Genomic DNA, 15,868 nt, shown 5'->3' with positions numbered 1-15,868 from the left:
CTGGGTGAGCTATCGCAATCCTGGCGTCCGGGAGCACAGCGTGATGGTTCTTATATGCTTAAATGCTAAATTGTCTTGCTGCTTTAAGCCAGCGCCTGATCGCAGTCTATCCGCGCTCAAGGCGATATGCTGTAAAGACTTGTTAAGGTGAGGATTTAGGTGCCGATTTAAGCGCCGATCGTTTCAGGCTTCAGCGGTCGATGGGTCATCGCCAGTCGCATCTTCGCGGATGGCGGCTTTGCCTTCTAGCATTAAGCGGTAGCCAAAGCCGCGGACCGGATAGATGACCAGGTCGTCGATGCCGGCCTCGCGGAGCTTGCGTCGGATGTTGCCGACATGGACATCAATACTACGGTCACCAGGCTCGGTTGGGCCTCGGTTACTCAGGCGCTCGCGACTGACCGCGCGGCTATGTTGCCGAAGCAAGATGCCGAGCATGCGAGCCTCGGTTTCAGTCAGGGTCAAGCCCGCTGCCGATGCGCCGTTCCGGTAGAGGGTTTGGGTTGTGGTATCCAGGCGAAAGGGGCCGAACTCCATCTGGCCGGCCGATTGGTTATCGAGTGCGCGCCGGCGCAACACCGCGCGAATCCGAGCGAGCAACTCATCAATCGCGAAGGGCTTCACGATGTAGTCATCGGCGCCGGCATCAAGGCCTTCGATGCGATCTTCCAGTTCCATGCGCCCGGTGATGATGATCACCGCGACCGAGGTGGTCGTGACGAGTTCGCGGGCGATATCGATGCCGTCCTCATTGCCGAGATTGAGGTCAAGCAGCACCAGATCGGCTTCGGTCTTGCGAAAGGCCTGGCGGAGTGTCTGGCTGCTGTCGGTCAGGATGACCTGGTAGCCGGATTTGGCCAGATTCCGCTGCAATGCGGAGCCCATGCGTTGATCATCTTCCACGATGATGATGCTGGCCCTGTCGTTCATTGCTGCTTGAGCATCCAAGGCGCGAACTGCTCGATCGGTAGCGGACGGCCGAAGAGGTAGCCTTGCAACTGCTGGACGCCGATCTCGATCAGGCGATCGCGTTGTGCCTCGGTCTCAACGCCCTCGGCCACCACCTTCAGATTGAGGCTATGGGCCATGTGTAGCATCGAGGTCATCAGATTGGCGGATTTCTCGGAGTCGAACATCTCCCTGACGAACGAGAGATCGATCTTCAGCGCGTCATAGGGCAATTCCGCGAGGGCGCGGATGCTCGAGTAACCGATGCCAAAATCATCGATGGCCAAGGAGGCGCCGCCCAGGCGTAACTGGGTGGTCAGTGCGCGCATCTCCTGCAGGTCCGGCAAGACGGCGGTTTCGGTCAGCTCGATCATGATCTGGCAGCTGCCAGCGAAGGCCTCGACCAGACGTTTGACGATGGCAGCGGCGGCTTGGCCCTCCACATTGGCGGCGGAGAGATTGACCGAGAGAAAGTCGAGTCCGAGTGGCTTGAGCTGCGGCGCCAGCTCAATCAGGCGATCGCTGAGCACCTGCGTGAGCTGCATGATCAGCCCCGAGCGTTCGGCCAACGGGATAAAGGCGCCGGCACCCAAGATGCTGCCATCCGGCAGTGACAGCCGCGCCAAGACCTCCCCGCCAACCGGCTTCAGCGTGCTCGCCGAGAGGATCGGCTGGAAGTAGGGCTTGATGCGGCCGGCGCGCAGATGCTCGCGCAGCGCCTTGAGGTCAAGCGAGGTCTGCGGTCTGGACGCCTCCGGCTTAGGTCGCTCTGGGGGCCGGCAGCGCGCCAGGGCCTCCGGCAGTTCCCGCACCAGATTCGCCTTGTTGATCGCGCCGTAGACGGCGAGCCCGCTGCCTTGAGCGATGCGTCGTGCCGTGTCGAGCAATTCATCGCCGTGGCCCGAGAGGAAGATGAGCGGGATGTCTTGGTGATGTTGAGCAAGCCAGCGAAGGACGTCGATGCCGGTTTCGCTGCCAAGACCGAGATCGAGCACGACCACATCAGGGACTTGCCTGGCGAGGTCTTCGCGCAGCGCCTGGCTCGAGGTCTGAAAACGCACCTCGTGGCCAAGCGAGCCGGCAAAGCGGCGCAAGGTGCGCTCCATCCGAGGGTCGTCATCCAAGCAGTTAAGAATCATTGAGGAGGTCTCTCCGCGCGGTCCGCAGGCTCTGGGCTCTTAGGGACGTTGAAGCTGTCATCTCCAACCTCGTAGGGATTGGGTTATATTGAGCAAATTCTAGTCCAAGCGTTGGCAAGAGTGCGCGATACCAGCAGTCGGCTGTGTCCCCAACGATGCCGCCAATCTGTGATCCAGTTCACATTGCTGGGCGAGTCTAGTCTGACCACGCAAAGCCACCGGGCTAAGCTAACTCTCTGACTGATTCTAACCCTGTCTGCGAGGTTCCCTTGCACCCACGTTTCTCGAGCGGCGATGTTCTTCGCGGCATCTTGCATTCAGTGCAGTCTATGCGTCTGCCGACCACAGTGTTACTGCTCGTGCTACTGAGCCTTTGGGCCGTGCTGGGCGACACCTTGACAGTGCCGCTGCTGTTTGGCTTCGATCTGCTGTTCAGCTCAATCCCGGCGTTTCTGGCGATGTTTTGGCTGGGGCCAAGCGCTGGCTTGTTAGTCGCCGCGCTGGGTGGTGGTGCGACTTGGCTATTTTGGGGGCATCCCTATGCCATGGTTGTGTTCATTGCCGAGATCGCGTTGGTCAGCGGGCTGCGCTCGCGCGCGGAGTGCCGAGGTCGACGACCACTGGCGTTTGCCGCCGCAGATGCATTCTTCTGGCTGGCGCTTGGCATACCGCTGACCTTGTTCTTCTATCATTTTGCCCTAGGCTTGCCCTGGTTTCCAGCCTGGCTGATCGCGCTTAAGCTCGCCCTCAACGGCATCATCAATGCGGCGTTGGCTGGGTTGATCGTGCTCGCCGTGGCCTGGTTTAGGAATCAGCGCCGAGCGATTACCTTCGACCGCATCTTGTTTAATATCCTGGTGCTTGCGCTCCTGTTACCCGCTCTGGCGCTGAGTCTTTGGCAAAGCCAAGAGCTCTGGCAGAGCCAAGCGTTCGCGCGGGCGCTCCAGATCGGCGCGACCGAGCTGATGGATCCCATCGCGTCGCAAACCGCGCCCTTACTCAAGGATAGCCAACAGGGGCTCCTCAAGATCTTCTTCGCCCTACTCGCTCTGGCCCTGTTCGCGATTGCCATCGCGAGCTGGCTGAGCGCCTGGTTGATGCGTCCTTTGCATCAATTGATCGAATCCACTCAGCAGCTTCCGGTCCTGATTGCGAGTTCGCGGCCGTTATCGCGCTTGAGTCAGACCCTCATTCGTGAGACCGACGAGCTTGCTGAGACCATCCTCGGGATGGCACGGTCGTTGCGCACCAGCTTCCGGCAGCTCGAGCAAGAAAAGCAGCACCAAGCGCGTCAGCAGGCGCTATCAGCGCTACAAGCTAGTCTGCTGTCGAAGCTCATCGATGAAGAGGCGGATGAGGCCTCCTTTGCTGAGTTGCTCTGCGACCAGGTTGAGATGGTTCTGCCGGGTTATCGTTGCCTGCTGCTGCGGCAGACGACGACCGGCGAGCTGGTGCTGCTCGGGCCTCTGCGCAGGCCGCTGGCCGGTATCGACATGACGCGGTTAGCGTTCGATCCGCTTTTGATCGCGCACTGTCAAGAGGCCCTGCAGGCGGGGGCGGCTTGTCCGTTGAAGGCCACTCACATCGCATCGGCAGCAAGCTTGGAGCCGTCATCGCGCGAGGCGGCTGGGGTCTCCGGATGGGTGCTACCGATCGTCGGCTATTCGACGGTTATGGTCGCGATCGAGCAGCAACAGGACGCGCGGGAGCCGATCGTGACCTTTGTGAGCGAGGTGCTGGTGGTCGCTACCCGTCTCGCCGGGGTCGCCTTTGAGGCCTTGCAGCTGCGGCGTCGACACCAGGTATTGATCGACGCGCTGTCGCAGGCCGAGACCGGCGTCATCATTACTGAACGGACCCAAAACGATGATCTGATCAGCTATGTCAACTCGGGTTTCGAGGCCATGACCGGTTATCGCGCCGCTGAGGTCATTGGCCGTAATTGCCGCTTCTTGCAAGGTCCAGAGCGCGCGCAACCGGCGCGTTGGCAGATGCGAGCCGCGTTGCGGGAGGGCGCGGCATCGAATGTTATCGTGCGCAATTATCGCAAGGACGGCAGTTATTTCTGGAACTCGCTGCACCTCTCGCCGATGCGCGATCATCAGGGTCAGGTGAGCCATTACATCGCCGTGCAGCAAGATCTGACCGAAGAGATCGAGATGCTCGAGCGCTTGCGCGAGAGCGAGGCGCAACTGAAAGAGGCCCAAGCGATCGCCCATGTCGGCAGCTGGGAGCTCGACCTGTACAGCGGTCAGGCGCAATGGTCCGAGGAGACCTTTCGGCTGTTTGGTTTTGAGCCTGGAGCCGTTGAGGCGAGTCATACGGCATACCTAGCGATTGTTGCCGACGAGGATCGGGAGCGGGTGCGCAAGACGATCGCGACGCTCGATGAACAGTCGACGGAGGCCATTCAGATCGAACACAACGTGCTCGGCCCCGACGGTGTGGCGCGAACGCTGCTCCAACAAGGGCGCATTCAGTGCGACGCTGAGGGCAAGGCGGTACGTCTTGTCGGCACTTGTCTGGATGTCACCGAACTGCGTCGCAGCGAGGCGATGCGCCTCCAGCAGGAGGAGCGCTATCGGTTGATGGTCGACAACGTCGAAGACTTGATTGTGCGAATCGATCTTGAGGGACGCTTCGAGTTTGTGAGCCCCTCCTATTGCCAGACCTTCGGTCACAGTGAAGACGAACTCCTCGGCGAGCGCCTGTTGCCGCCGGAGCCTGGGCGTGAGCACAGCGCCGCGACGGCGACAATCGAATTGCTGCTTAAGCCGCCCTATACCAACGATATCGAACAGTGTGCCTACACCTGCAAAGGTTGGCGCTGGTTGCAATGGTCGAGCACGGCGATGCGCGATGCCCGCGGCGAGGTGACCGGCGTCATTGGGGTGGGCCGCGATATGACTGAGCGCAAGCAAGCCCAAACAGCACTCGCTGAGCGCGAGGCCATGGTCAGCGAGCTGCTCGCCTTGGCCACTGACTTTGTCAGCGTCTCGGATGCATCCAGCGATACGGGCACCGAGCAGGCCCTGGCGCGGGTTGGTGGGTTCATTGGTGCTGACCGCTGTTATCTCTTTTGCCTGAGTGCCGATGGGCGCAAGTTAGATAAGATCCTCGAGCGCACCGCCGAGGGCGTGGCGGCGATTGGCGCCCATTACCGAGGCCGTGCCGCCACCGAGCTGCCGATGATGTTGGCGCAGCTCGCGGTGGGTGAGCCGGTGGTGATCGCTGACGTTGCCGAGTTCGGCACGAGCCGCTGGATTCGCGAGCGACACCGTTTGGAGGCGCAGCCGGTGTGTGCCCTGCTGCTGGTGCCGCTGCAGCTTGAAGGCCGTCTGTTCGGTTTTGTCGGTGCCGAGATGGTGAGCGCGCCGCGCCAGTGGAGCACCGTTGAGACCCTCTTCCTGCAATTGTTTGCCAACATCCTTGTTGCCAGCGAGCAACGCACGCGCTCCTTGCAGGCGCTGCGCCAGAGCAATGCCCGCTATGACAGTCTTGCGCGCGAGAGCCGTACCGTCACCTGGGAGCTGGATGCCGAGGGCCGGTTTGCCTACATCAGCGATGTCTGCGAAGTCGTGCTCGGCTATCCTTCGGCGGCGATGCTAGGGCAGCATTACAGCGACTATCTCGCCGAGCCAGAGGCGGCTGAGGCGGCTGTCCAGGTGGCCGAACGCATGGAACGTCAGCAGCCCTTTGAGGATGTTGTTTTGCCCTTCCGCAGTGAGGCTGGTGAGCTGCTCTGGCTCGCCAGTGATGGCACCCCGGTGCTCAATGAAGACGGCCAGCTTCAAGGTTATCGCGGCGTCACCCGTGATGTCAGCGAGCGCCAACGGGCGCTGCAGCGCTTGGCGCGCAGTGAGGCGCGCCTGAGCGCGATCTTCGATCATGCTCCGCTGGGTATCGCACTGGTTGGTCCAGATCGCCGCCCGGTACTGGCCAATCAGGCGCTTGCGCAGTTCCTTGGCGCCCAAGCCAAGGTGCTAAATCAGATGCGCCTGGATGAATTCACCCATCCCAACGACCTGCGCCAGACGATCGACGCCTTGCATGACCTGTTTGCCGGTCGCTGCCTGGCGCATCGCTTCACCAGTCGCTATCTGCGCGCCGACGGGGAGCTGATCTGGGGCGATCTGCGACTCTCGTTGCTGTCGGCGAGTCCTGAGTCAGAGCCCCTGGTGCTGGCGATGCTCGAGGATGTCACCGAGATCAATGACGCGCGCAGTCGCCAGCGCGCCGCCGAACAAGAGCTGGCGGATTATGCCGAGCAGCTCGAGTACATGATTGATGTGGTCAATCTCTCCCAGCCGTACTCCGATCAGATCGAGTCCCTGCTGCGGCTCGCGCGTCGAACCTTGAGAATCGATACCGCCGAGGTCTGGCTGATGGGCGATGCGGGTGCGGATTGCTTACTGAAGAAGGTTCCTGAGGCTGGCGATCCTCAGCTCCAGGGCTTGCCGCCAGCCTTGGTGGCTAAGGCCAGCGATGAGTTGGGCAGTCCGGTGCTCCTGTCAGGGGAGGAGGTGGGTGCAGCGCCCAAGCGGGATCAGCAAGAGGCGGTGAAGATCGGATTGATGCTGGACTCTTTGACCCCTGACGGTCAAGCCGAACGACTGTTTCTGGCCCTGCATGGCGAAACCGAGATTCCGGAGCTTGATCTTGGTCAGAGCCAACTGTTGCGCATGATCGCGCAGCGCGTTGCCGCGGTCCGCTATCGCGAGCATCTGCAAGAGGATCTGGTGCAGTCGCGCGAGCGCGAGACCATCGGGCATTTAGCCAGCGGCGTCTCGCATGATTTCAATAACCTACTCGGGGTGATCGACGCCAACCTGTTCTTCATTGCAAGCGCACTGCAGGAACAGGGCGCGGCTGATCCCGAGTTAGGGCAGGTGATTGCCGATACGATCAGCGCCTTGGGTCAGGCCAAGGTGCTGACCTCGGGCATGCTGACCATGAGCGGCTCGGGCCGCATTCCGCTCGAGCCGCTCGATGTTGCACACAGCATCAGGGAGCTGGCGTTGATCATCGAACAGGTGTTGCCCGCACGCATTCGGCTTGAGCTTGAGCTCGAGGACGGATTACAGGCCTTTAGCAACCGTGCCTTTCTCCAATCGGCTTTGCTCAATCTGTCGCTGAACGCCCGCGATGCGATCCTGGGTGAAGGCACATTGACGATCGGCGCTCGGTTGCGGCGCTGGGAGGGGACGAGTGACCTTGCGATCGGCGAACTGCCGGCGATGGATTGCGTTGAGATCCGCGTCTGCGATACCGGCGTCGGGATGTCAGCCGAGCTGATCAGCAAGATCTTTCGACCCTTGTTTACCACCAAGACCAAGAGTCGAGGCCATGGTTTCGGTCTCTTTATGGTGCGTGAGTTCGTCTTCCGGACGCAGGCGGGCTTGAGCCTGGAATCTGAACCTGGTGCCGGCAGCTGCTTCCGACTCTTGCTGCCCACCGAGGCGCCAAATGAAAGCGCTGCCGCGCCTGAACTGGCCGAGGAGCAAGCGGCTCTGTTGGCCGAGGCCGCGCAGCAGCGGGCTCGAGACCTGAAGTCCGTCGAACAGTTGAAGCCGGCGGTTCAGGAGGCAGTGGACTTGGCCCAGGCTGAACAACGAGCCGGGCAACCGGCGCAAACGCCGCTGCACCTGCTCTTGGTCGAGGATGATCGCCGCGTGCGGGATGCGATCTCGCGGGTGCTGAGAGCTGAGGGTATTGAGGTTGAGACCGCGGAGCAGGGCCAGGCGGCCCTCGCCCTGCTGGCCAATTCGACGCGGTCCTTTGATCTGGTCTTGTCCGATATTGCCATGCCGGTCATGGATGGACTCGAGCTGCATAAGCAGCTGCTCGAGCGCCATCCGGAACTACCGGTGATCTTGATGACCGGTCAGCAGGCGCATTGGGATCCGCCGCGGAATCAACATGACGAGCCGACGCTGATTCTGCGCAAGCCGATTGATCTCGAGGTCTTGAGGCAAGCGATTCAGGATCGGGTTTGAGTGAGGCCGGCGCCGATATCAGGTCTTCTTGGTGTAGTACAGGGTGCGCAAATAGCGTTGCGGCTCCCATTCCGGGCAGAGATTAGTAATCGACTCGGTGCTGCCGATGATCAAAGCGCCTTGGCGTGCCAGCAGGCGGCCAAGGTTCTTAAATAAGCGGACCTTGTCTGGCTCGTTGAAGTAGATGGCGACATTGCGACAGAAAATGATGTCGAAGAGACCAGGTGTCGAGATTGGCTCGAGAAGATTAGCTTGGCGAAAGGTAGCGGTGGCGCGCAGCTCATCGCGGACCTTCCATTGATTACCCACGAGTTCAAAGTGGCGCGTGAGCTGTTGTGGGGAAATGCCCCGCGAGAGCTCAAGCTGGCTGTAGTGGGCATAGCTGGCCTGGGCGATGGCCTCCTGGGACACGTCCAGGCCGAGAATGCGAATATCGTAGCCATTGAAATCTCCAAGCAGTTCCTTGAGTACGATCGCCGTGGTGTAGATCTCCTGACCGGTCGAGCAAGCGGCACTGAGAATGCGGATCGGGATCGGCTTGGCGCGCTCCTGAGTCCGGCGATCGATCAGTTCCGGCAGCAGTTTGTGTCGTAACAGCTGAAACGGCGCCTGATCACGGAAGAAGGAGGTTTCGTTGGTGGTAATGGCGCTGATGACCTTGGTGTGCAGCTGTCGAGTTGGGTCGGTCTTGACCTTGCGCAGCAGGGCCGCCCAGCTCTCCGCGCCGGTCTCGCGCATGAGGGGTCCCAGGCGCGACTCGATCAGGTAGCCCTTGTTGCTGTCCAGACGCACGCCACAGGCCTTGGCGATGTACTCACCCCAGGCCGGCAACTCATCACCTTTCAGGGGTGGAGGACGGCTCACGGGTGACGCCCCTTGATGGTCGCCACCACACGCTCGGCGATGGCGTCGAGCGGCAGCACGCGATCGACGACACCGGCCTCGACGGCGATCTTCGGCATGCCATAGACAACACAGGTCGCTTCATCCTGGGCGATCACAAAGCAGCCGTCGCGTTTCAGCTCGCGTAAACCCTGGGTGCCGTCGCTGCCCATGCCGGTGAGGATCACCGCCATCGCCCGACCGGGGAACTGCTTGGCCGCCGAGCGAAACAGATAGTCGACCGAGGGGCGGCAGTGGTTCTCGGGCGCCTCGTCGGTGATCTGAATCAGCGTCTGGCCTTGGGCGCCATGGGCCAGTCGCATGTGATGCCCGCCCGGAGCGATATAGACAGTGCCCGCCTCGGCGATGGTGTCGTGCACCGCCTCGCAGACCTTGAGCGCGCTTCTATCGGCCAGATGCTCGGCGAGTGACTTGGTGAACAGCGGCGGCATGTGCTGGACCACGAACACCGGCACCCCAAGCGTCGCCGGCAAGGCCGGGATCAAGCAATCGAGGGCATTGGGGCCGCCGGTGGAGACGCCGATTAACAGCATCTCGGGCCTGGCGAGCTGGTGTGGACGGCTGGGCGGTGGGCTTTTGGTGTCGCTGGTTGCTGGGCTTGGCGCGGCACCACCGGCGGCACCCGCAGTGGCTGATGGTGCCGCTGCCGAGTCGCTTGGGCGAGCGCTGCCGGCTGCGGCTTGGCGGCTCACGCTTGCTGAGCTGTGCTGCTGCTTGTGCAGGATGCTGCGCACATTGAAGCGTACCGAGAGCGACTTCAGGCGCGGTGCCAATTCCTCCCGCAGTGCCGCGAGACTGAGCTCGAGGCTCGTGGTGGCGGGCTTGGTGATGAAGTCGAAGGCACCACGCTGCATCGCCTTGATGGCGAGATGCCCGCCCTTTTGGGTCAGGGAGCTGACGACGATAACGATCGGTGGATCGGGGAGCTGCTTTAGTGCGTCCAACACCGCCAAGCCGTCCATCTCCGGCATGTCCATGTCCAGCGTCAGCAGGTCGGGCTGCAACTCCTGCACCTTTTTCAGGGCCAAGCGTCCGTTTGAGGCCTGATCAATCGAGCCGATTCCGGGAAGGGACTTGAGGGCCTCGGTGATAAGACGGCGGTAGAGACTGGAATCATCGGCGACCAGGACTTTCATTCGGCATCCCGCCAGGTGAAGAGCAGGTTGGGATCGAGCAGGGCGGTGAGCTCATCCTGTTGGCGCCAGACACCGAGCAGACGGGCGCGCAGGGCGGGATCGAGGCTGCTGGGCACCGGCTCGATCTGGTCCTGCTCGAGGGGGATCGCTTCAATCACGCGATCCACCAAGAACCCATAATGCTCCTGCTGGTGCTCGAAGATCATCAGGCGGGTGTCCGCTCCCATCTCGACCCGGCCGATGCCGAGATGGGCCGCTAGATCGATGACGGTGACGATGCGACCGCGCAGATTGCGAATCCCAACCACCTCGTCAGGGGCGCCATAGACCTGAGTCAATTCACCGACCTTGATCACCTCTTGGACGAGCTGGGCGTTGATGCCAAACACCCCTCGGCACAGGTTGAAACAGGTGACGAGCTCCTTTGCGTTCGACGGTGTCGAGTCTTGCATGAACAACATTCCTAACAGATTTTCCGAGCAGACCTTTAGAACAGGCCTTCCGAGCAGGTCTTCATATCGTCATTTGCCCTGACTTGCGGACCAGCGGCTCTATGCTCTGCTGTTCTTCTGCGGTCATTTCTGTCCGGCAATCAGGTCAGATGGCTGATAACAGGCATTCTAAAAAGCCTAGATGACGAATTGTTTCACCAGGGCCTGTAATTGCTCGGCGAGGCGGGACAATTCTTGCGAGCTCTCCTTGACCTGCTCGCCGCCGGAGCGGATCTCGTCAGTGGCGCTGGTGACGCTGGCGAGATCCTGGGCGATGGAGCCAGAGACGCTGGAGATCTCGGCCACCTGATCGTTGGCAATGCGCACTCCCTCGGAGGCCTGGGCGATGTTGATGGCCACGTCCTGGGTGACAGCGGCTTGCTCCTCGATCGCGGTGGCGATGCTGGAGATCAGGTGCCCGACCTCGCCGATGACGCCGGTGATCTTCTCGATGTCAGTAATCACGCTGCCAGAGCTGTTCTGAACGCCGCTGATCTTGAGCTTGATGTCCTCGGTGGCGGCTGCCGTCTGCTTGGCTAGCTCCTTGATTTCGTTGGCGACCACGGCGAAGCCTTTGCCGGCGGAACCAGCGCGCGCCGCCTCGATCGTGGCGTTGAGGGCCAAGAGATTGGTCTGCGACGAGATATCGGTGATGGTCTCGGTGACCTGCCCGATCTCCTGCGCCGCCTGACCGAGTTGGTGCATGAGCAGCGAGACATCATTGGCTTGGGTGGCGGCATCGTTACTGATCGAGCGTGCCTTCTCGGAGCTCGCGGCGATCTCACCGATGGTGGCACTCATCTCTTCGGTCGCGCTGGCCACCGATGAGAGACTGTGGGTGGCTTCTTCCATGGCGGCGGCCACCGAGCCGCTGTTGGCGCTGGCCTCCTCGGCAGCAGCAGCGACAGTCGTGGTCCGCGTCGACATCTCGCGCACGCTGTTCGCGGATTGGGTGCTGACGCTGGCCAGCTCAGTGGCCGAGGAGGCCACGGTTTGGGCATTGGTGGAGAGGTCGGAGATCACCTGGCGCATGTTGCTGATCAGGGTTTCTGCAGCCTTGGTCAGAGTGCCGATCTCATCCCCGCGACGGGCGCTCTTGGGGTCGACATTGGCCGAGAAATCCCCCTTGGCCACGGTGGCCAACAGGGTCGAGACGCGCTTGAGCGGACCGGAGATGTTCTGGTTGAGCAAAAGCCCCAGGGCGATGGCCAATAGAACGCCAACGACGGTGACCACGACCATCAAGGTTTCCAACAGCTTGGCGAGCGCGACTGACTCGGCGGACACTTCCTCGAAATAGCTGTTCTCGGCTTCGGTGAGTTGCACGAACAGCGCGCCCATGCGATTCGAGGCTGGGATCATGCTGTCGACCGCGGTTCGATACTTCTGGTAAAGGGACGCGCGCCGCAGATCGTTTGAACTGTTGACGAAATCGTCCAACAGTTGATCGAGCTCCTCATAGTGACCGCGCCAGACCCTGTAGGCGTCCCTGAGCTCCGTCATCAACTGGCGGGCGCGCTCGGTGGAGCGCTCCGTCTGTAGTAATTTCTCCCAGGCTGCCTCGACGACTTGCCAGCTCTGGGTGCGCTCTTGTTGGATGCGCCGATAGGACGCGACAGCGACTTGTTGGTCAGCGTTTTCTTCGATCCACACATCTAGGGTCTGAGCGCGGATGCTCATGCGCTCGGTATTCAGCTCGCCGAGTGCGATCAGGTCGGGGATGCGGACTTCGGTGACGTAAGACAGCTCCTTCTCGAGTTTGTTGATGCCGAAGAAGCCGACACCACCGACGATCATGGTCAACGCCGCGATGGCGAGAAATCCAGCTAGCAATTTGGCATTAATACTCACGTTCTTTAGGCTCCTTAGCCGCCTCTATCATGAATTCGGTGGAAGATTGGTGGAATCGGAAGGGTTTGGCTGAAACCAACCCGGCGTTGGCGAAACCGGAGGGGCCTCAGTGGGTGAGTTGCCGCACCCGGCCCAGCAACTGTTCCCGATCGAGCTTGACTTGATAATGGCTGATGCCGGCGGCCTCACCACGGGCGATGTCTTCGCTGCCGGCGAGTGAGGTCACGGCGATGATCGGCAGCGCTGCGGTGCGGCTGTCGCCACGGATGCGCTTGGCGAATTCCAGGCCATTCAAACGCGGCATCTCGATGTCAGTGACGACGACGCGCACGGACTCCAGATGCTCCAGCAGCAAGGACCAGGCATCTTCGCCATCGGGTGCCGCCAGTACGGTATAGCCATCCTCTTCGAGGAAGCGTTTGACCTGCGCGCGGAAGAAATCCGAGTCCTCGGCCAAAAGGATGCTCAGATTGCTGTCGGTACGGTGCTGGCGGGCATCGGCGGGCGTGTCATCCCAGTCCGGGTGGAGCGTGATGACCAGTTCGTGGATGTCGGCGATGAACAGGGTGCGATCCTGAAAGATCGTCGACCCGGCAATGCCTGGGCGGCGGTGCGTGCGCTGGTCGATGTTGGCGGTGCTCTGCACCACATCGACCGGGAGCATGCCGAGCAGCCCGACCTCACGGCCCGCCACGCTCGAGACTAGGACGATCAGGTTCGAGGCCTGGTCCAGGGTGTCCGAGCCGGTGATATCGGCGATGGAGACCAAGGGTAAGGAGCCGCCGCGATATTGCATGGTCCGTTGTTGACCAAAATACTTGATCTGTTCAGGTTGAATGCGCTCGATCCGCTGCACGGCTTCCAGTGGCAGGGCGCAAGGCTGGTCGGGGGCGTTGTGGAACATCAACAGCCAATGCACATCCTGCAGACGACGCTTCTCGGCCTGCGCGGCCAGTTCGGCGGCACGCAGTGAACCCGATACCGAGACCACGCCGGCCTTGGCCGATAGCCCCGCCATGTCGAGGATGAGCGCGACGGTGCCATCACCGAGAATGGTCGCCCCGGAGTATTCGCGCAGGTGTTTCAGGCGCCGCCCGAGCGGTTTGACCACCACTTCCTCGGTGTCGTGGAAGGCGCCGACAGCCAGGGCATAGGAGAGGGTGCCAGTGGTAATGATGGCGATCTCCACGGCTGAGGCCGCAGAGCGTCGGCGCTCCTTGTGATCTCGCAGTGCGTTCCGCTCATCAAGCTGCGCACCCGTCTGCGCATCGGTCAGGAAACCCTCGGTCTGATGTGCTTGCTGTTCGTCCTGAGGCCGCGCCGAGGCGGGAATCAGCGGATGCTTCGGCGATCGCCGATCGGTAAGACGGACGCGACGATCGAATTCGCGGCGCTCGCCGCCGTCCACCTCAAAGGTGGGCACAATCCCCAGCACATCGGTGAAGCGCACCAAGGGCAAGACGCGATCTCGGAGCAGCAAGACCTCGCTGTCGCCGACGATCTCCAGTTGCTTGGACACCTCCTCGGGACGCAGCCGCAGCAGTTCTTCGATATTGGCCTGGGGGATGGCAAAGCGCTCTTGCTCCACCGAGACGATCAGCGAGGGGATGATCGCCAGCGTCAGTGGCAACTTGATGCGGAAGGTACTGCCCTTGCCAACTTCGGAGTGGATCTCGATCTGGCCGCCCAGGCGGTCGAGATTGGTCTTCACCACATCCATACCGACGCCGCGCCCGGAGACATCGGTCACCTGCGCGGCGGTGGAGAAGCCGGGCATGAAGATCAGCGCCTGCTTATCCGGCACCGACAGACCTTGTACGCTCTCTTGCGCGATGAGCCCCTTGCGCACCGCCGAGGCAGCGAGCGCTTCGGGGTCCAGGCCCTTGCCGTCATCGGCGATCTCGACGATCGCTTGACCCGCCTCGTAGCGTGCTTCGATACGCAGCTGGCCCAGCGGCGGCTTGCCCTTGTTTTTCCGCTCCGCCTCGGTTTCCAGACCATGATCGACCGCGTTACGCACCAGATGGGTCAGCGGGTCTGACAATCCCTCGATCAGGGTCTTATCTAAGGCGACCTCCTTACCGATGATCTGCAGGTCGACTTGCTTGCCGAGCGAGCGCGACAGGTCCCTGACCATGCGCGGGAAGCGGGCAAAGACGTTACCGGTCGGCTGCAACCGAGTCTGCATGATGACATCCTGCAACTCAGCGGTGACCTGGTTGATGCGCTGATCCACGCTGGCAAGGAGTTGGCGGTCATCCATCGCCACTGCGGTGCGTAGCTGATTGCGGCTGAGCACTAGCTCTCCGGCCAAGTTCATCAGGTCTTCTAATAGCTTGACACTGACCCTGAGGGATTCATCAGCCGGGGCTTTGGGACGTTCGCTATTGGCTGCGGCCGGCTCCAACGCCGCTGATGGGGGCGGCGGCGCTTCCGCAGTCCGGGTCAAGGCCGTCGGCAAGGGGTTGGTCAGCGCGTGCGCGGAGGGGGCTTCGGCGAGCGGCGTTTGGTCGGAAGCAGCGTTCTCGACCTGCGGATCAAACAGCAGATGGATCTGGCTCAGCTCAATGTCCGCGAACAACTGGCTGATCATCGTCTTTTCGAGCGGTGTGGCGATTACCAGTTGCAGGGGGAGAGGGAGGGGTTGCTCGAGGTCGTCGTCCAGCGTGCCGACGGCTTGGGTGTTGACGATGCAATCGAGCAGCTCGGCACTATCCCAGAGACCGTCGAAAAAGTGAAAGATATCGCGGCCCTTGCCTTCGATGTCCTGCGCGAGGTCGCATTCCACCAGGTAGAGTAAATGTCCATCGCGTTTTAGCCGATTGAGATCCTCTGTTGAAAGGGTAACGGGCCCTAACGGTGAATCAAAGGTTTGCTGCTCGGTCAGCGAAGCCTTTTGTTGAGGCGACACTGAGGTCGACGCAAGATCGTTCAGGCTGGTCAATAAGTCGGCGTTGTCGACCTGTTCACTCTGCTCGGTATCATTGAGCATCATGCGAAGCCTGTCGAAAGCGGCTAGCAAGACATTGATGACCTCGGCGTTGGGCGCCAATTTGTCGCTGCGCATCAGGTCCATCACGGTCTCGGTGCTATGTGCCAAGTCCTTAACCTGCACGAGTCCGAAAAAGCCGCTTCCGCCTTTGATCGAGTGGGCCGCGCGCAAGACTTTGTTGAGGAGCTCCTTGTCCGCGCTTGCGCCATCGTCCTCGATCGCGAGGAGATCTTGCTCGATGGTGGCAAGATGTTCTTGTGCTTCGTTAATGAACTCTTGTAACAGCTCATCCATCGTCTTGTTCTCGGTCTTCGTTGGGCCGGCGTTACGCAACCTGTGGGGGATACTCGGCGGGGCGGTTATCCGGGCGGGGTCGCAAGGCAGGCGCCATGATAGGCCGTCTGGATAACAA

Annotated in this window: 8 protein-coding genes; 1 reads left to right on the top strand and 7 read right to left on the bottom strand. The window is 61.3% G+C overall.

The window, feature by feature from the left end:
• Window positions 1-183 precede the first annotated feature (183 nt).
• Both VBE63_RS04050 and VBE63_RS04045 read right to left on the bottom strand, forming a co-directional pair.
• Window positions 184-930, bottom strand: a complete 747-nt coding sequence (locus VBE63_RS04050; RefSeq protein WP_323681712.1) for a response regulator transcription factor — start codon at window positions 928-930, stop codon at window positions 184-186.
• On the bottom strand, window positions 927-2,087 hold the full coding sequence (locus VBE63_RS04045) for an EAL domain-containing response regulator (protein WP_323681711.1): 1,161 nt from the start codon (window positions 2,085-2,087) through the stop codon (window positions 927-929). The genes VBE63_RS04050 and VBE63_RS04045 overlap by 4 nt, the downstream gene beginning before the upstream one ends.
• 329 nt (window positions 2,088-2,416) lie before the next feature.
• Here VBE63_RS04045 and VBE63_RS04040 point away from each other — a divergent pair, with 329 nt between their 5' ends.
• The gene (locus tag VBE63_RS04040; protein ID WP_323681710.1) at window positions 2,417-8,083 is read left to right on the top strand and encodes a PAS domain S-box protein; all 5,667 of its coding nucleotides are present in this window, start codon (window positions 2,417-2,419) and stop codon (window positions 8,081-8,083) included.
• 18 nt (window positions 8,084-8,101) lie between these two features.
• On the opposite strand, the gene VBE63_RS04035 is transcribed toward VBE63_RS04040, so the two are convergent.
• The 5 genes from VBE63_RS04035 to VBE63_RS04015 all read right to left on the bottom strand — a co-directional run bounded on the left by VBE63_RS04035 (window position 8,102) and on the right by VBE63_RS04015 (window position 15,750).
• Window positions 8,102-8,947, bottom strand: a complete 846-nt coding sequence (locus VBE63_RS04035; RefSeq protein ID WP_323681709.1) for a protein-glutamate O-methyltransferase CheR — start codon at window positions 8,945-8,947, stop codon at window positions 8,102-8,104.
• Complete coding sequence (locus VBE63_RS04030; RefSeq protein ID WP_323681708.1) at window positions 8,944-10,122, bottom strand: chemotaxis response regulator protein-glutamate methylesterase; 1,179 nt, start codon at window positions 10,120-10,122, stop codon at window positions 8,944-8,946. The genes VBE63_RS04035 and VBE63_RS04030 overlap by 4 nt, the downstream gene beginning before the upstream one ends.
• Window positions 10,119-10,574 (bottom strand): chemotaxis protein CheW, encoded by a 456-nt coding sequence (locus VBE63_RS04025; protein WP_323681707.1) that lies wholly within the window; start codon window positions 10,572-10,574, stop codon window positions 10,119-10,121. Before VBE63_RS04025 ends, VBE63_RS04030 begins: the two co-directional genes overlap by 4 nt.
• 177 nt (window positions 10,575-10,751) lie before the next feature.
• On the bottom strand, window positions 10,752-12,464 hold the full coding sequence (locus VBE63_RS04020; RefSeq protein WP_323681706.1) for a methyl-accepting chemotaxis protein: 1,713 nt from the start codon (window positions 12,462-12,464) through the stop codon (window positions 10,752-10,754).
• 106 nt (window positions 12,465-12,570) lie between these two features.
• Window positions 12,571-15,750, bottom strand: coding sequence for a hybrid sensor histidine kinase/response regulator (locus tag VBE63_RS04015; RefSeq protein ID WP_323681705.1), 3,180 nt, complete (start codon window positions 15,748-15,750; stop codon window positions 12,571-12,573).
• Between the last annotated feature and the right edge of the window lie 118 nt (window positions 15,751-15,868).

This window comes from Lamprobacter sp. (genome assembly GCF_034860625.1).
Lineage (GTDB): Bacteria > Pseudomonadota > Gammaproteobacteria > Chromatiales > Chromatiaceae > Lamprobacter.
Note: the sequence above shows the minus strand (reverse complement) of the source record. Positions and strands in the feature narration are given on the sequence as shown.

What these genes read in the sequence shown, in the direction of transcription:
- VBE63_RS04015 (WP_323681705.1), bottom strand. Translation starts at nt 15,750, where the DNA reads ATGGATGAGCTGTTACAAGAGTTCATTAACGAAGCACAAGAACATCTT.
- VBE63_RS04030 (WP_323681708.1), bottom strand. Translation starts at nt 10,122, where the DNA reads ATGAAAGTCCTGGTCGCCGATGATTCCAGTCTCTACCGCCGTCTTATC.
- VBE63_RS04040 (WP_323681710.1), top strand. Translation starts at nt 2,417, where the DNA reads ATGCGTCTGCCGACCACAGTGTTACTGCTCGTGCTACTGAGCCTTTGG.
- VBE63_RS04025 (WP_323681707.1), bottom strand. Translation starts at nt 10,574, where the DNA reads ATGCAAGACTCGACACCGTCGAACGCAAAGGAGCTCGTCACCTGTTTC.
- VBE63_RS04050 (WP_323681712.1), bottom strand. Translation starts at nt 930, where the DNA reads ATGAACGACAGGGCCAGCATCATCATCGTGGAAGATGATCAACGCATG.
- VBE63_RS04045 (WP_323681711.1), bottom strand. Translation starts at nt 2,087, where the DNA reads ATGATTCTTAACTGCTTGGATGACGACCCTCGGATGGAGCGCACCTTG.